We start from the raw sequence: 14,721 nt of genomic DNA, 5'->3' as shown, positions 1-14,721 counted from the left end.
ACCACCTGCCCTCTTCGGTTCTACTTGGGTTCTTGGCGTTACGGTTTTCTTAAAAACCGTCCCCTACTAGCATGATCCATGATCATCCAATTCCGGCCCGATTTCCGCAACCCGCAAAATTCGCCTTGCAGCAGCAAATCCAGCCCTCCCACCACCTCTAAGCACGAAAATCCGAAAAGGCTGTCGCGCCGGTCGAATTCGTTTCGACTAGTACGACAGCCCTTTTTGTTGTTATTGGTGAACGGCGACAATCTTCTTCATACACGGAACGCCATATTTGATCGTGGAAGGGTGAGTTTCAGCAGGACCTGCAGATGGTACCCATAGGACGGCATACGATTGCGAGGGATTTGCAGTCCGAGAGCCGGCAGTTGGGCCAGATACGGCAGTCCGGACATCGATCCGGCGTCGCGCCCGCTCCCAGTCGTTGATCTGCTCGCAGGTCCAGAACGTAAAGCCCCTCTGGCGCGCCTCCTTGGCAAGCAGCAACATCGAACGGCGCACTTCCTCGCGGTTGTGGATGTGGATCTGGTGGAACAGGAAGTGCGCGACCCCCTCCACCTTGCGCACCTCGTCCAGAAACGGCACGATAATGCTGCTGTCCGACCATTTGCCTATGTCGAGGTCCTGCGTCAGGAAGCCGACTTGCAGCACGTCGTAGCTGCGGTTTCGCTCGTCCGCCCATGCCAGCGGGAAGTAAGGATGGCAGGTGCCGAATATAAAGCCGACATTGCCTTTTTTGCTCGGCCCCCGGGTCTGATCGGCTTCTACGCCGTTCGCTTCGCACCAGCGGAAAAACTCGCCCCACCCTTCCATCCGGGTCAGGTGGTTCTTATTGGACACGACGCGCTGTTGTCCCGTCGCATCGCGCAGCCACCCCAGCTGGCGGGCGAACTCGTCCGCATCCCAGAAGCCGTCGTCCGCAGCCACGGCGTTGTAGTGGAACGCCAGCTCATGGCCGGCTGCCGTGATCCGTTTGTACATCTCGGCCGAGTAACCCGACTCGAGCATGCACCAAGTGGACTTCATGCCGCATTCGTCCAGCGTCTGCAGCGTGGACTCGGCATGAATATCCTGATTGCCGTCACTGTCGTGAGAGACAAGCGCCACTTGCTCGACGCCGTCCGGCCAGTAGCCGAGGAACGGCAGCGCGAGCCCTAGCTCGGCCGCAGACCGGATCAGGTGGCCGACGAACGCTTCGCGCCACAGATCGGCATACGGGTGCGCGAAATAGAGCGCGCCTGTCTCGGTCTGCGCGCGGTCGAGCGTCCAGTCGAGCTCCACGACGTCGTCGGCCTTTAGCACGCCGTCGTTCACGGCGGCGGTGCCGTCCGGCGCCGGGACGCCGTCCTCGAGCACGGGACTGCACCCTTGCTGCAGCCCGACGATCGTGCCGGGCACATCGACCGCCCAGCGGTCGAGGCCGCCGAGGCCGATCGCAAACCGCTGCAGCGCGGGTCCAAGGTTCGGCCCGGCGGGCGAGTCGGCGGCGGCAACGCCAACCGCCTCGACGAGTGGCGCGGCGTCCGCGGCCGCTCCTTCCTGCAGGCGCACCCACGGGTGGGCCTGCAGGAAGCGCAGCGGCCGGTCGGCGCCGAACGCCGCCGGCAGCCGCGCATAGCCCGCGCCGACGCTGGCGCCGCGCGCGTAGCCGAGCCGCGGCGCCAGCGCGTTCACGCCGCCGCAGGCGATGAGGCGGCCGCCGGCTTCGGCGTACCGCCACAGCGTGTCGGCGGCTTCGCGCTCCTCCGGCGCGACCGCCGCGACCGCGAGGTCATAGCCGCCGGCAGCGAGCGCCTCGACCGAGTCGACTGTCTCGTACGGGATGCCGCGATGAGCCAGCAGCTCCGCGACCTCCAGCTCGAACACGTTCAGTCCAAGCGACCAGCGGCGCTCTGCCGTCCTTTTGTCGATCAATAGTGCCAGCTTGGCCAGCCTCACACTGCCTCCGCTTTGCTGTTGCCCCATTTGACCCAGCATTCGACGATCCCTCCTAATTCCCTTGCATCACTTTGCGCAAGGCGGTCATAATATCGCTCATCGCTTGCTCGTCGCCGAGCAACACGTTCTGATGCAGCCACAGCCCTTCGCGCTCGGCGAACTTTTCGCTGACCGGACAGCTCGTCTCGCGCCGCTCGCCGGTCCACTTCTCGATCTCCTTCAGAACGGCGGCGTTTTGGTTCAACGTAATATACCCCGGATGAACCGGAATGCCTTCCGTGTTCATGCGGCGAATAAACTCTTCCTTGCCGATACCGCCGGCGGCCCCTTCCTCCAGCGCGAACATGAACATATGATGCGCATGATTCGTCACGCGGGAATCGAGCTTCATCGTGCGCAAGCCTTCAATGGTCCCTACCTCGGCTGCGAGCCATTTCGCATTGCGATCGCGAAGCCGCTGCTGCTCCTCGTAACGCGTCAGCTGCGCAAGCAGGATGGCAGCCTGGAACTCCGTCATACGCAAGTTCCAGCCGATATGCTCATGCTGGTACCAGGCGCCTTTGCGAATGCGGCCGACATTGGTGAGCGACCATGCCATATCGGCCAGCGCCTCGTCATTCGTCAGCAGGATGCCGCCTTCGCCGGACGTGACGTTTTTGCCGGACTGAAAGCTGAACGAGCCGAAGTCGCCGAGCGCCCCAACCGGCTGTCCGTCCCAGACGGCGCCTACGCCCTGCGCCGCGTCCTCGATGAGCCGCAGCCCGTGTTTGTCGGCGATCTCCTTCAAGCGCGTCATATTCGCAGGAGCTCCCGCAATATGGACGGCGATGATCGCCTTCGTCTTCGGCGTGATGGCCGCCTCGACCAGCTCCGGATCGAGCAGCATCGAGTTCGGCTCGACGTCGACGAACACCGGGATCGCGCCGAACAGCAGCGCGCAAGACGCCGTCGCGATGAACGTGTACGGCGGCATAATGACCTCGTCGCCGGACTGGACGCCGCATGCCTGCAGCGCGATCGTCAAGCCGATCGTGCCGTTGACGACCGTTACGGCGTGCTTCGCGCCGTGAATGGCGGCGAACTGCGCCTCCAGCTCCGGCAGCTTGTTGCGGTTCGAGCCGCCCCACTTGCCCGAGCGGACGACTTCCAAGATGAGCCGCTCCTCTTCCTCGCCGAAGATCGGCCAAGTAGGGAACGGCGCCGTTCGGACAGGGCTCCCCCCGTGTATGGCAAGCTGGTTCATTTCCACTTTCTCCTTCTATATCGTCAAAGTCTAGGTGAAGTCTTACATCGATTCCATAAGTGTCTCATCGACAATCGTCTTCTCCGCAGCATTCACTCGCAGCGTCTTCACTTCAAAAGCTCCAAGCTGAATCAAAGTTCTTACCCCAACAACCGGCAGCTCCAGCTCCACCTCACATGGCGTGCCGGACGGCTCAAACAGACGCACGATATACTCGTCATTCCCTTGCTCCGCCTGTTTGATTGCCGTTACCTGCACGCTGTCACCGCTCACCCGCACAAGCGACTGAGGCTCCACACCCGCTCCCGACGGGAAGTAAGAGAGCACATACGGCTTCTCACCGCGCACCATCGCTTCGCGATCCATAGAACGCAATCGATCCGATGCCGTCCCGCCGCTCAACCAAAACGTAAACCGGCGCTCCCCTTGATCTATCCGGCTCGAGTAGCGGTCATTCGGCATCGTATGCTTCATTTTCCCGCCCGGCAGCGCCGAGTAACCCGGCGAACGAAGCAGCGTCAGCCGCAGCTCCCCATCCGACATGTCCGATCCGTAGGTCCCATCATTCACAACCGTCAGCGCATAGCCGTGAGCATCACCAGTAACGCCTCTAAAGCCACTAACGCCATCAACTACACCAGCACCGTCAACTCCGCCCGAAACAGCCGCCACCCATTTCTGGGCCACATTTTCCCGCCCGCTGACAGGCAGCTCCGCCACCCCATACGCCACTTGACCGAGGCATTTCGCATCCCTCCAGACGGTCGGCACCGCCAGCTTCAGCATACGGCGCGGCTCGTTCCAGTTAACGACGACGTCGACTTGGATATCCGTCCCGATCTTCGGCAGCTTGTACGTCTGCACGAGCGTCGAGCTGCCGTACTCCATCACGGCCTGGATCACCGTGCGCACTTCACCGTCCTCGATGACGCGCACCGACGGAATCGGCTTGCCCCTCACTCCCGACATGCGAGCGCCTCGCGTCTTGCTCATCAGCTTGAACGCACCGACGCGACGGTTAAAGCGTTGTACCTGACTGCCCCAGGCATCGTCGCTGTCATCCATTACAATCGGCTGCAATGCGCCAGGCTGCACATAAGAGACGCCATCGATCACAAGCTCGTCCATCAAACCTGTCGCCGCATTGATCGTCACCGCAAGCCGCTCGGAGCGGAACTGCAGCATGCCGTCCGTCTCCTGAAGCACCGGCTTCGGCTTCTCCGGCAGGAACTGCACGGTGCAGTCGATACGAGTCATTTGTCCCGGCTCCAGCTCCGCATGAACGACAACCTTTTTGCGCCAGTCGATGTAGAGAGCGCTCAGCTCCTTCTCCACCTGACAAGGAATCGCTACACCGTTCCGATGCGCCGCGATATTCGCGTATTGTCCCTTCGACGACTGCGGCAGCTGAAATTCACACTCGAACACACCGCTAACTTTGTAAGGATGCGGATTGTACAGGAAAACCGGCACTTCGCCTTCCTCCGCCTTCCGCTGTCCGGCCGTCAAGGCAAAAAACGCACGAGCCCGCAGCCTCGCTAATATTTCCCGGCCATGATCCATCAGACGCAGCCCGTACTCCTCCACCGGCAAAACCGAAGAGCCCGGAAGAATATCATGAAACTGCGCGAGCATCAAATCCTGTTGAGCTTCTGTAATCGCAGCAGCCGGATACGATACACCACAAGCCAGCGCAGCATGCGTCATCATTTTCTCCGTCATATAGAGCTCGTTCTCCAGCTGACGATGCTTCTGCTTGATGCGGATCTGCGACGTATAACAGCCGACCGCCCATGCGTTCAAATCGCCCTCATGTCGAGGCAGCTCAACGCCTGACCCCCGCAGCTCCGCAAAATACGCTTCCGGTGTCGAGTGCACCAGCTCAAACGATTCCGTCTGCTCCTTAAGCTCCTGCAAATTCGTCAAATCGATGCGAGAAGGACCGCCGCCGTGGTTGCCGATGCCCCATAGCACCAAGCCGACGCCCCGCTCAGGATGATCGTCCAGCCAGCCCTGCACCTTCAGATGCGCTTTGCCCCTTCCTGACAAATAAGCCTTATATGCGCGGTGTGCGATCACCTCGGAGCCGTCGTACCCGACCCACTTCACTTCCTCGGCCGGCAGCGGACAATCGTTGTCTCCCGGTCGACAGACGATGTAGGAGTCGAACCCGGCCTTCGCCATCAGCTGCACAAGCCCGCGCGTATGACCGAACGGATCGAAGTTGATCGCTGTCGTCGGACGTACCCCGAATTTCTCGGCAAAATACCGCCGTCCCGCCAGCATTTGACGAACGAACGACTCGCCGCTCGGCAAATTGCAATCCGGCTGCAAATACCAGCCGCCCATAATATGCCATTTGTCCTCGCGCACGAGGCGCTGGATACGGGCGAATAAAGCCGGATCGTATTCCTCGATCCACTGGTACAAAATCACTTCATTATGATTGAAAACAAAGCCATCGAATTCCTCGCAAAACTCCGCCGCGATGCGGAATGTGGACAGCGCTTCGCCCGCCCCTTCCTCGATTTCCCACAGCCAAGCGGGGTCCAAGTGCGCGTTGCAAATCAAATGCAGCTTTTTGCTCATCTCTAGCAGCTCTCCTTACTCCTGCAGGCGTCAGCCTTGCAGAACGATTTTCCGGCATGGCACGCCGTATCGCAATACCATGTCGATGTCACTCTCCATAGTCGGCACATACACGACCGTCCCCGGAGGCACCTCGCCTTCGACAAGCGGATTCATCTCGCCGCAGAAGCCGGCGACGCGCACTTGACGTCGAGCGCGCTCCCATTCGTTGATCTGCCGACCGGTCCAGAATACGAAGCCTTGCTCGCGCGCTTCCTTCACAATAGCCCGCAGCCACTCGCGGTCGATCTCCTTCGTATGCAGATGCGTCTGGTGCAGCACGACATGCGCGACGCCTCCCACTCTGCGAGCCTGCCGCAAAATCGGCACATAAGCATCGGTTCCCATATGGTTGAAATCCGACAGAAGGAAGCCGACCTGCAGCACGTCATACAACCGGTTCTCCTCATTTGCCCAAGCAATCGGGAAGTACGGCAAGCATGTTCCATAGGCAAAGCCTCCGTTTCCTTTTTTGCTCGGCCCGCGAGTCTGATCGTGCTGTACGCCTTCGAGCTCGCACCAACGGAACAAGTCGCCCCAGCCTTCCTCGCGCGTCACATGGTTTTTGTTGGAGACGATGTCCGCCACACCTGTTGCTCTCCGCAGCCAATCGATCTGACTCCGGAAGCTCGTCTCTCCCCAAGCGAAGCCTTCACTGGTAACGGCGTTGAAATGGAGAGCGAGCTCGTGACCATCCGCCAGGACGCGGTCGTAAACGGCCTGCTCATAACCCGGGACGCACATACACCATGTTGACGAAACTTGCAGCTCTTCAAGCAACCCAAGCGTTGTCCACGCTTCCTCGTTGATGTTGTGGTCGCTGTCCAGCGAAATGTGCGCCACCTGCTCTACGCCGTCCGGCCAATGGCCGACCATCGGAATCGTCAGTCCCTGCTCCAGCGCCCGCTTCACCAGATAGCCGAGCCAAGCTTCCCGCCATAGATCGGCATACGGAATCTGGAAGTACGGGAACGGTGTTCCAGGCGACGACCTTCGATCATACTCCCAATCAAGCTCAAGCACATCGTCGATTTTCAGAATGCCTTCGTTCACTTGGGCGGAGCCGTCCGGCGCCGGAACGCCGTCCTCCAGCACGGGACGTGTGCCATGCATCAGACCGGCCATCGTAACCGGGATGTTGACCGCCCAACGATCGATCGCGCCTTCGCCTACACGGAACTGCTGAAGCGCCGCCCCAATCGATGCCCCGTCAGGCGATTCCTTGCGCAGATCGCCTGCCTCAGCCTCCGGCACGCCGACCGGCTCCCCCGTCAACATACCGTCCAGCTTCACCCATGGCACCGCAGACAGCCACCGAAGCTTCTCCGGCACACCCCCGCCGCCGCTCAGCCGTTCGCCGCCGCCGAGCTCCGCATACCCTTCCCGATATTCCTTCAACCGCCGATATCCCAGCTTAGAGGCCAAACTATTCAACCCGGCGAACGAGATAAGCAGCCCCCCGCTTTGCGCATAGCGCAACATGGACTCGGTTGACTGCCGATCATCCGGCGCCGCCGCTGCAACAAGAATATCCGGTTGGAGCTGAAGCGCCTCTTCCACCGATTCCAGAAGCGTAAACGGAATGCCGGCATGGCTCAATATTTCGGTAATATACCGCTCGAACACATTGATGCCGAATTGCCAGCGCCTTTTGCATGTCTCGTTATCCAATAGCACGCCGATTTTTGCGATCGATTTCATGATGTTGCCGTACCGCCTCTCGCCATATTCATCCAGGTTACCGTCCGAGCGCCGCGAATCCGTGTGCAGGAACTATCAGCTCTTTTTCGGCTTCATCAGCAAGTGTTACTAGGGTCACCCTCACCTCTTCGGCGCCTCCATTCAGCACAACAAGTCGATCGCCTTGCAAACTGAGCTCCAAATCCACGGCTCCCGTTACGATCTCGCATCTCAAAGCGTACCTGGCCGTGAAATAACCGCTTGCGAACGGCTCCAGCTCTTTTCTCCAGACTACCGAACCCCCTGCGACATGGGTAGTCCCTTCATACACATACAAGCTTGCAACCGCCGGATCTGCATACCTGCGAGCTTCAACCATCGACCGCTCCGACCCCAGATGGACAAAAGCGAGATACCCGTCAGCTTCCACAATTGCTGCATCCTTTGAGCTTACCGGCTCAGCGCCTAACAGAACCGCTGTCGCATCGAACGCCTGCCTGGTTTCTTCCAGAGACTGGTTCGGCATCGCCACAGCGACAAATGGCTCAAGCTCCTGCGGAGCATCGAACGAAGCTTCCCCCATCCGGTTGAGCGTGAGAATATCTTCTACGCCCTTCCACTTCGGATATTCGTGTTTGTTCAAGTAACGTATCCCACGCGAGCCATAGAGCAAATAACCGATTTCCCCATCCATGTTCAAATAAGTCGCATCGCCGCCGGCAAAATCATGAACCCCATTCGGCTGCTCCCCATAAAAACCTGCGAAGGTCATCTCACGCCCGGGCAAATACACCGTCCGAGTACCCTTGGCCAGCTCCGGCATCGCACGATAATTCTCGTTGCGCACGCCGACAAGCCCCGTTTGCCAATCGAGCACCTGACATGGCTTCTCCACCAGGAACCGCTCGTAGTAGACGCTTTTGCCGTTCGGTAATGCGATGAAAGCCACATCCTGCAGCAGCTCCCGATCGCCTCGAGCAATCGTTGCAATGGCGCCGAATCCATCCGCATAGGTCGTCACATGGCTGCGCTCCGTATCCCGGATAACGTCTTCGTTCGTCAGCCCCTTCGTCCCTTTCGACTCGGCAAATTTGACCGTACCGGTGAAGCTGGCGTACAGAGGTGTGACTGACCACAAGCCTTTACGAGGCAAACTTAGCGCCATCACGTTGTTACGCCAGCTGAAGCTGGTGAACGTGTCCGCCGTCCGGTGAACGACGCTGCTGCCGTACGGATAATAGTGAACCCCGCTCATCCGCGAGCGGAAATCCCGATCCGTACTGGCCTCTGCCCCTTCGCCGCCGAATAGATGCAGCAAGTACGAGGTCGCCAGATCGAGCGCCGAACCGGGCTCGAGGTCTTTGGCGAATTGCGCGTGATCGCGATTGATGACGCACTCCTCGCCGCGTTCCTCAAGCAAGCAGCCCCTGCCGTTGCTCGCCTGGATGCGCTCGATCGAATCGAGCGCCCGGCGCTCCAGCAGCGCCGCATCCGGATGCCCGTGCAGCACGTTCAGAATCGCATGCGTCACTTGCCGCTCATGCTGGCGGTTGTACCACCAGTCCTGGCCTTGTACCGGAATGGCCAATCCGTCGAACTGGGCCCAGACGCGGACGGTCCGGTTGTAAAGCTCCTCATTGTTCCGCAGCACACTCGCTTGGGGCTTCCTGCCGCCCATCAGCGCCATAGTTGCGATCAACCCGCGCAAGTTCGTCCCCGCACAGACGTAGCTCGGGTGGACGAAAGCGTGATTTTCCGTTGTCATATCGGGGTGGAACGTGACCGTCTTCACCCGATTGCCCGCCGGCGTATCGATCAGGCCGGACGGATCGGCGAGCCGGTCGCGGAACGTCGTTACCGTGCTGCTCGCCCACTGCTCGTAGCCTTTCGTCCAGGCCGCGTTATGCGGATGGTCCGGGAACAGCAGCGCCGCAGCGCCAATGCCGGCCGCCGTCCAGGCGTTCTCCTCGCATTGCGTGTCGTAATACGTGCCGTTGCGCGGCTCTTCCTCGCACCAGCGATCGGCATAGCTGGCCGCCACATTTTGCACGAGCAGCCGTGTCTCGTCGTCGAGATCGTCCCAGAGCAGCCAAGCCGCATGGCACATCCAATTGACGGTCCGTCCGTTCTGCGTCGCCATGAAGAAATTGTCGCCGCGGCCTCCCCATTTTTTCAGGCTCGTATAAGGCAGCACGCCTTCCACCCTCACACAATCCTCAGGCCCTGTATCATGTGTAAAGCCCGCGTAGCGCAGCCCCTTAATCGCCCGTTCCTTCAGAAGCTCCCGAGGAATGCCGGTAATCCGCTCGTCATAAGCGCCCAGCTTCGCCATCACCGCATAGATGAACGTCATCGAAAGCGTATCGGAGCAGTACCAGAAGCTCCCGCCGAAAAAATGCCCCGCATTCGGCCTTCCGTCCCACTCGCGGAACTGCTCATTGGCGAAGGGCAGCCATCGCATCAGAATGCTATAGATCCGCTCGGACAGCTCTCCCTCCTGCGCAAGCTCCCCTCTCAGAACCGGCACTTGCCACCGCTCCGTTGCAGCCGTAAATTCCATCTCTCGCCCACACCTTTCGATTCATCTGAAAGCAAAATCCCCGATGAGCGCATCGGGGGAATGTCGGCCGCAGCCGTTACTTCTTGTTCTTGGTGTTGTACCACTCGGTCGCTTCTTTGATGACCTGGTCGCCGCCCCGTTTTTTCCAATCGGCTACGAAGTCGTTGAACTTGTCGACGGACTCTTTGCCCGTAATGACCTTTGCGGCGAATTCCAGCCACAGGCCGTCGAACTTCAGCTCCGGACGCGCTTGGAGCGTTGGCAAGGCCGGCAAACCGTAGCCTTCGTCGATAACGCCTTCCTTGCTAGCGATTTCCAAGCTCTTCACGATCAGATCTCCGTTCGGCTTGCCCTTCAGGAACTCGGCATTCGTAAGATGGTTTTTCGGACCGACAAAATGGATCCACTCTTGGAACATCGCCTGGTTGCCCACGCCTTCGTTCGTCGTAGGATAATTATACTTGATTTTGCCGCCGTCGTCCGTGTAGTTTTCGCCTTTGATGCCATACAGGAAGAAATCGTCCTTCGCCTTGTCACCGGCTGCATAGTACCAATCGAGGAACTTGATGATGGCTTCAGGGTTCTTGGTGTTTTTCGGAATCGTCCAGACGAAGTCGCCGACCGCGGAGTCGAGTGCGTAAACGCCGCCCGGCTTGCCGCTTGGGCCTACCGGCGATGGGATGTTGACGATTTGCGCGCCAGGCGTGTTCGCCTGCACTTGAATCAGCCAGCTGTCCGGAGCGGCCGCGGAATGCGCCCACATGCCGACCGTACCGGCGCCCTTGATCTTGGCGTCCCAATCCTTGCCTTGGTTGACGAGGAACTCGTTGTCGATCAGCTTCTCATCATACAGACGCTTGTACACCTTCAGCGCATCGATCATGCCCGGACGAATAAAGTTAGGCACGAGCTGGTTGTTCTCGAACTTCCAGGCTTGCGGATGCACGTCATAGGAAGCGAAGAACTGGAAGCCGAAGGAGAACTTGGCGCGCGCGCTGAACGGAATTTCGTCCTGCTTGCCATTGCCGTTCGGATCCTTGTCGCGGAACGCCGTCAGTACGTTGATATACTCGTCGACCGTCTTGGGCGCTTGCAGGCCGAGCTTGTCCAGCCAGTCTTTGCGCATGTAAGTGACCGTGCTGTTGCGGATCGGGTTTTCTTGCGGAATGCCATAGATTTTGCCGTCCTTGCTTACTTTCGGATCGTTCCAGGCGTCTTGCGAAATGTATTTCTTCAAGTTCGGGCCGTACTTGTCGAGCAGCTCGTTCAGCGGCATGAGGACGCCTGCATCTACGGCCGGAGCGACTTCCGGCTTGTTGATCCCTTGCGTTTGCAGTAGATCCGGCAGCTCGCCGCCTGCGAATAGAAGCGTCATATTTTGCGCATAGTTTTGGTGCTGGATGAGCGACAGGTTCAAATCGACGTTCGCCATTTCTTCCATCTTTTTCAAATATTTGTCGTTATTGATATCCGGAGAGCCTTCCACGTAAGCGAGACCGCCTGTGGAGAGCGCTACTTTGATTTTAGCGGGAGCCGCTGGAGAGCCTGATGGAGCCGTGCTAGTAGAGGCATTGCCATTCGTCGTCGAATCTTCCTTGTTGCCGCAGGCTGCAAGCGTTGCCGCCAACACGCCGGACATCAGAACCAAAAGCGTTTTCTTCATTTTCACTTGAATACCCTCTCCTTAATCTATTCTCTAAGATGTATTATTTACCCTTTGACCGAACCTAACATCGCGCCTTTGACGAAATGCTTCTGAATCATCGGGTATATAATCAAGATGGGAACGGTTGCGACCATGATGCAAGCCGCTTTGATGCCTTCCAGAGACTGCAGGTTGACCGCCGCACTACGCATCATCTGCTCGGCATCGCTCTCAACAATGAGTCGCCGGAGCAAAATTTGCAGCGGGAACAGCTCGTTTTTGCGGATAAACATGAGCGCGTTCGCCCAGGAGTTCCAGTGCCCCACCGCGTAAAACAAACCAATCGTGCTGATGGACGGCATCGAGAGCGGTACAACGATGCGCCATAACGTCTGGTATTCGCCGCAGCCGTCGATTTTCGCCGATTCGAGCAGCCCTTCCGGGAAGTTGCGGAAAAAGGAAATCATAATGATCAAGTTGAACGCTCCGATGAGTCCCGGTACCATAAGCGCCCATAGGGAGTTGAGCATCCCCAGGTTTTTGATGAGCAGGTAAGACGGAATGAGCGGCGCTTGGAAAATCATCGTGAACAGGACGAGCAGCATAATCGTCTTTCTCCACTTCAGGTGCGGCTTCGACAGCCCATAGGCCATCAGGCCCGTGAACACGAGGTTCAGGAACGTGCCAATGACGGTGATGTAAATCGTAACCCCGAACGACCGCCAGATCGGCTTGTTGTTCAGGACGGCTTTGTAGTTTTGCAAGTTGAATTCGACTGGGAGCAAGCCGACTTTGCCTGTGATGAGGGCTTTGCCGCTGCTGAACGAGCCGGCCACGATGTGCAGGAACGGCAGCAGCATAAGGAGCGCCGTCGCGGTCAGTACGATATAGATGATCGCATTGGAAACTTGGTATCTCGAGTTCAATCGCATAGGGGTCCCTCCTTAGAAAATCGAGTCGCCGGTCGTCTTCTTGCTTATGGCGTTGGCGCCGATCAACAGGACGAAGCCCACTACCGATTTGAAAATGCCGATCGCCGTGGAGTAGCTGTATTGCGCACCCAACAGTCCGATCCGGTAAATGTATGTGTCAAACACTTCGCCCTTTTCGGCGTTCAGCGGGTTCAGGAACATGTATATTTGCTCGAAGCCAGTATCTAACATGTTGCCGATACGGAGCAGCAGCAGCACCATAATGGTAGGCAGCAGGCTTGGAATTGTAATGCTGACCACTTGGCGGAACCGTCCGGCGCCATCGACTTCAGCCGCTTCGTACAGCTCAGGGTTGATGCCCGCCAGTGCAGCGAGGTAGATGATCGTGCTCCAGCCTACTTCCTTCCAGATGCTCGACCCTACGATGATGCTTCGGAAATACGACGGCTCTTGCATGAAGAAAATCGGCTTGAAGCCCATCGCTTTGATCGCTTCGTTCACTAGCCCGGTGCTCGGGGACAGGAAGCTGATGAACAAGCCGCCTACGATAACCCAGGACAAGAAATGGGGCAAGTAAAGCACGGTTTGCAGAATTCGCTTGAACATGACCTTACGGACTTCGTTGAGCAAAATGGCTAGAAGGATCGGAGCCGGGAATCCGAGCACCAGCTGGTAGACGCTGATGATCAGCGTATTTTTCAGCACCCGGAAAAACTCGGGGTACGTGAACAAATTTTCGAAATGCTTGAAGCCTACGAACTTGCTGTGCAGGATGCCGTTGAACAGGTTGTAGTCTTGGAAAGCGATTACGCTTCCGCCAAGCGGGATGTACTTGAAGATGATAAAGTAGAGCAGCCCCGGCACGATCATCGAATAAATCGCCCAGTGTTTTACGTAGTAATTGCGTTTTGCTGGCATCGCTTTCACGTCTAGGTGAATGGTCGAAGAACGTTGTTCCGCCATCTCCATTGTTCTTCCCCCTCGTCTGTGATGATTGTGTAAATCCACTATAAAAGATTGCGTCGGTTTGTTCGATGTGATTCCTTGCGAAATGTTGTGCTTTTTTGACATGTTCGGGGAAAAAGAAAAACCGTCCCGGCGCGGACGGCCATCTACAGACTATTGAACGCAAAGCGATACCTGGATTATGCAACTCAAATGGGAATCGTGGTATAATAATACTGACAAGGAATGGAGTTGATTCGGATGCACGACATACTTGATCCCAAGAATGATTTCGTCTTTAAACGCATATTCGGTAGTGAAGAGAACAAGGACATCTTGCTTGCCTTCCTCAACAGAACTTTCACCGAAGCCGGAGAGCCGCCTCTGATCGAGATCGTCCTGATGAACCCATACACGGATAAAGATTCGCCGCGCGACAAGCAGTCCATCTTCGACATCCAGGCCAGGACAACAGCAGGGAATCTTATTAACGTAGAAATGCAACTGTTTAACAAGTATGACAATGAGAAGCGCACTCTTTATTATTGGAGCAAGCAATATGCAGGACAGCTTGAAGAAGGGCAGTCCTACAAGCGGCTCAGGAAATGCGTCACGATCAATATCCTTAACTTTTCCATTCTGCCTAATGACCGTTATCATAGCGTTTTTCATCTGCGGGAAGATCATAGCGGCATCACGCTCAACGAAGATATTGAAATACACGTCATGGAGCTATCCAAACTGAGTAGGCAAACCATACCGAATGAAGGTGGTTTGCTCAATTGGCTTCTATTCCTAAAAAGCGAAGATACGACGAACTGGGAGGTGTTGAAGGTGAACGAACCGGCTTTGAGTAAAGCAATGATCGCATTGGAATATCTGAGTCAAGATGCAGAAGCGCGGCGTCTGTATGAGATGAGGCAAAAAGCGCTTCATGACGAAGCCTCGATGTTGGAAGGCGCCAGAATAGAAGGGAAAATTGAAGTGGCGCAAAACATGCTTGCTAAAGGCATAGACATCGCCGCCGTAGCGGAACTGACTGGCCTTTCTGCCGATCAACTGGATACGCTGAGAAAATCGCATTAAATACTCAAGGCTGCATGAGGATGATCTCACTGCAGCCTTTTTCTTTCACCGCACTTTTTTT

Annotated in this window: 10 protein-coding genes; 2 read left to right on the top strand and 8 right to left on the bottom strand. The window is 57.4% G+C overall.

What is annotated here, in order from left to right:
• Nucleotides 1-231 precede the first annotated feature (231 nt).
• Nucleotides 232-1,554: a polysaccharide deacetylase family protein gene (locus tag PKO02S_RS28935; RefSeq protein ID WP_127588490.1), complete on the bottom strand. Its 1,323-nt coding sequence runs from the start codon at nucleotides 1,552-1,554 to the stop codon at nucleotides 232-234.
• Between the two features lie 6 nt (nucleotides 1,555-1,560).
• Between PKO02S_RS28935 and PKO02S_RS28930 the strand changes: the two genes are divergently transcribed.
• A complete protein-coding gene (locus PKO02S_RS28930; RefSeq protein WP_127588489.1) occupies nucleotides 1,561-1,920 on the top strand; it encodes a hypothetical protein in 360 nt (119 codons plus the stop codon).
• Between the two features lie 73 nt (nucleotides 1,921-1,993).
• On the opposite strand, the gene PKO02S_RS28925 is transcribed toward PKO02S_RS28930, so the two are convergent.
• From PKO02S_RS28925 to PKO02S_RS28895, 7 genes are all read right to left on the bottom strand, one after another.
• Complete coding sequence (locus PKO02S_RS28925) at nucleotides 1,994-3,184, bottom strand: DegT/DnrJ/EryC1/StrS family aminotransferase (RefSeq protein ID WP_127588488.1); 1,191 nt, start codon at nucleotides 3,182-3,184, stop codon at nucleotides 1,994-1,996.
• A gap of 42 nt (nucleotides 3,185-3,226) precedes the next feature.
• Nucleotides 3,227-5,773 (bottom strand): glycoside hydrolase family 38 N-terminal domain-containing protein, encoded by a 2,547-nt coding sequence (locus tag PKO02S_RS28920; RefSeq protein ID WP_127588487.1) that lies wholly within the window; start codon nucleotides 5,771-5,773, stop codon nucleotides 3,227-3,229.
• A gap of 30 nt (nucleotides 5,774-5,803) precedes the next feature.
• Nucleotides 5,804-7,513: a polysaccharide deacetylase family protein gene (locus PKO02S_RS28915; RefSeq protein ID WP_127588486.1), complete on the bottom strand. Its 1,710-nt coding sequence runs from the start codon at nucleotides 7,511-7,513 to the stop codon at nucleotides 5,804-5,806.
• Nucleotides 7,514-7,550: 37 nt separating this feature from the next.
• Entirely contained in the window at nucleotides 7,551-10,052 is a 2,502-nt protein-coding gene (locus PKO02S_RS28910) for a hypothetical protein (RefSeq protein WP_127588485.1), read from the bottom strand.
• A 76-nt stretch (nucleotides 10,053-10,128) separates the two neighbouring features.
• Nucleotides 10,129-11,715, bottom strand: a complete 1,587-nt coding sequence (locus PKO02S_RS28905) for an extracellular solute-binding protein (protein ID WP_246067577.1) — start codon at nucleotides 11,713-11,715, stop codon at nucleotides 10,129-10,131.
• Nucleotides 11,716-11,762: 47 nt separating this feature from the next.
• On the bottom strand, nucleotides 11,763-12,629 hold the full coding sequence (locus PKO02S_RS28900) for a carbohydrate ABC transporter permease (protein WP_246067563.1): 867 nt from the start codon (nucleotides 12,627-12,629) through the stop codon (nucleotides 11,763-11,765).
• Nucleotides 12,630-12,641: 12 nt separating this feature from the next.
• Nucleotides 12,642-13,592, bottom strand: coding sequence for an ABC transporter permease (locus PKO02S_RS28895; protein ID WP_246067576.1), 951 nt, complete (start codon nucleotides 13,590-13,592; stop codon nucleotides 12,642-12,644).
• Nucleotides 13,593-13,835: 243 nt separating this feature from the next.
• Between PKO02S_RS28895 and PKO02S_RS28890 the strand changes: the two genes are divergently transcribed.
• Nucleotides 13,836-14,660 carry an Rpn family recombination-promoting nuclease/putative transposase gene (locus PKO02S_RS28890; RefSeq protein WP_127588483.1) on the top strand — a complete coding sequence of 275 codons (825 nt, stop codon included), beginning with the start codon at nucleotides 13,836-13,838 and terminating at the stop codon, nucleotides 14,658-14,660.
• The last annotated feature ends 61 nt before the right edge of the window (nucleotides 14,661-14,721 follow it).

Origin of the sequence: Paenibacillus koleovorans NBRC 103111 (assembly GCF_004000845.1) — a bacterium.
In the GTDB taxonomy this organism is placed as follows: Bacteria; Bacillota; Bacilli; order Paenibacillales; family NBRC-103111; genus Paenibacillus_AA; species Paenibacillus_AA koleovorans.
Note: the sequence above shows the minus strand (reverse complement) of the source record. Positions and strands in the feature narration are given on the sequence as shown.

Excerpts from the sequence above, each read along its gene's own strand:
- PKO02S_RS28925 (WP_127588488.1), bottom strand. The coding sequence starts at position 3,184 with ATGAACCAGCTTGCCATACACGGGGGGAGCCCTGTCCGAACGGCGCCG.
- PKO02S_RS28915 (WP_127588486.1), bottom strand. The coding sequence starts at position 7,513 with ATGAAATCGATCGCAAAAATCGGCGTGCTATTGGATAACGAGACATGC.
- PKO02S_RS28905 (WP_246067577.1), bottom strand. The coding sequence starts at position 11,715 with ATGAAGAAAACGCTTTTGGTTCTGATGTCCGGCGTGTTGGCGGCAACG.
- PKO02S_RS28890 (WP_127588483.1), top strand. The coding sequence starts at position 13,836 with ATGCACGACATACTTGATCCCAAGAATGATTTCGTCTTTAAACGCATA.
- PKO02S_RS28910 (WP_127588485.1), bottom strand. The coding sequence starts at position 10,052 with ATGGAATTTACGGCTGCAACGGAGCGGTGGCAAGTGCCGGTTCTGAGA.
- PKO02S_RS28895 (WP_246067576.1), bottom strand. The coding sequence starts at position 13,592 with ATGGCGGAACAACGTTCTTCGACCATTCACCTAGACGTGAAAGCGATG.
- PKO02S_RS28900 (WP_246067563.1), bottom strand. The coding sequence starts at position 12,629 with ATGCGATTGAACTCGAGATACCAAGTTTCCAATGCGATCATCTATATC.
- PKO02S_RS28920 (WP_127588487.1), bottom strand. The coding sequence starts at position 5,773 with ATGAGCAAAAAGCTGCATTTGATTTGCAACGCGCACTTGGACCCCGCT.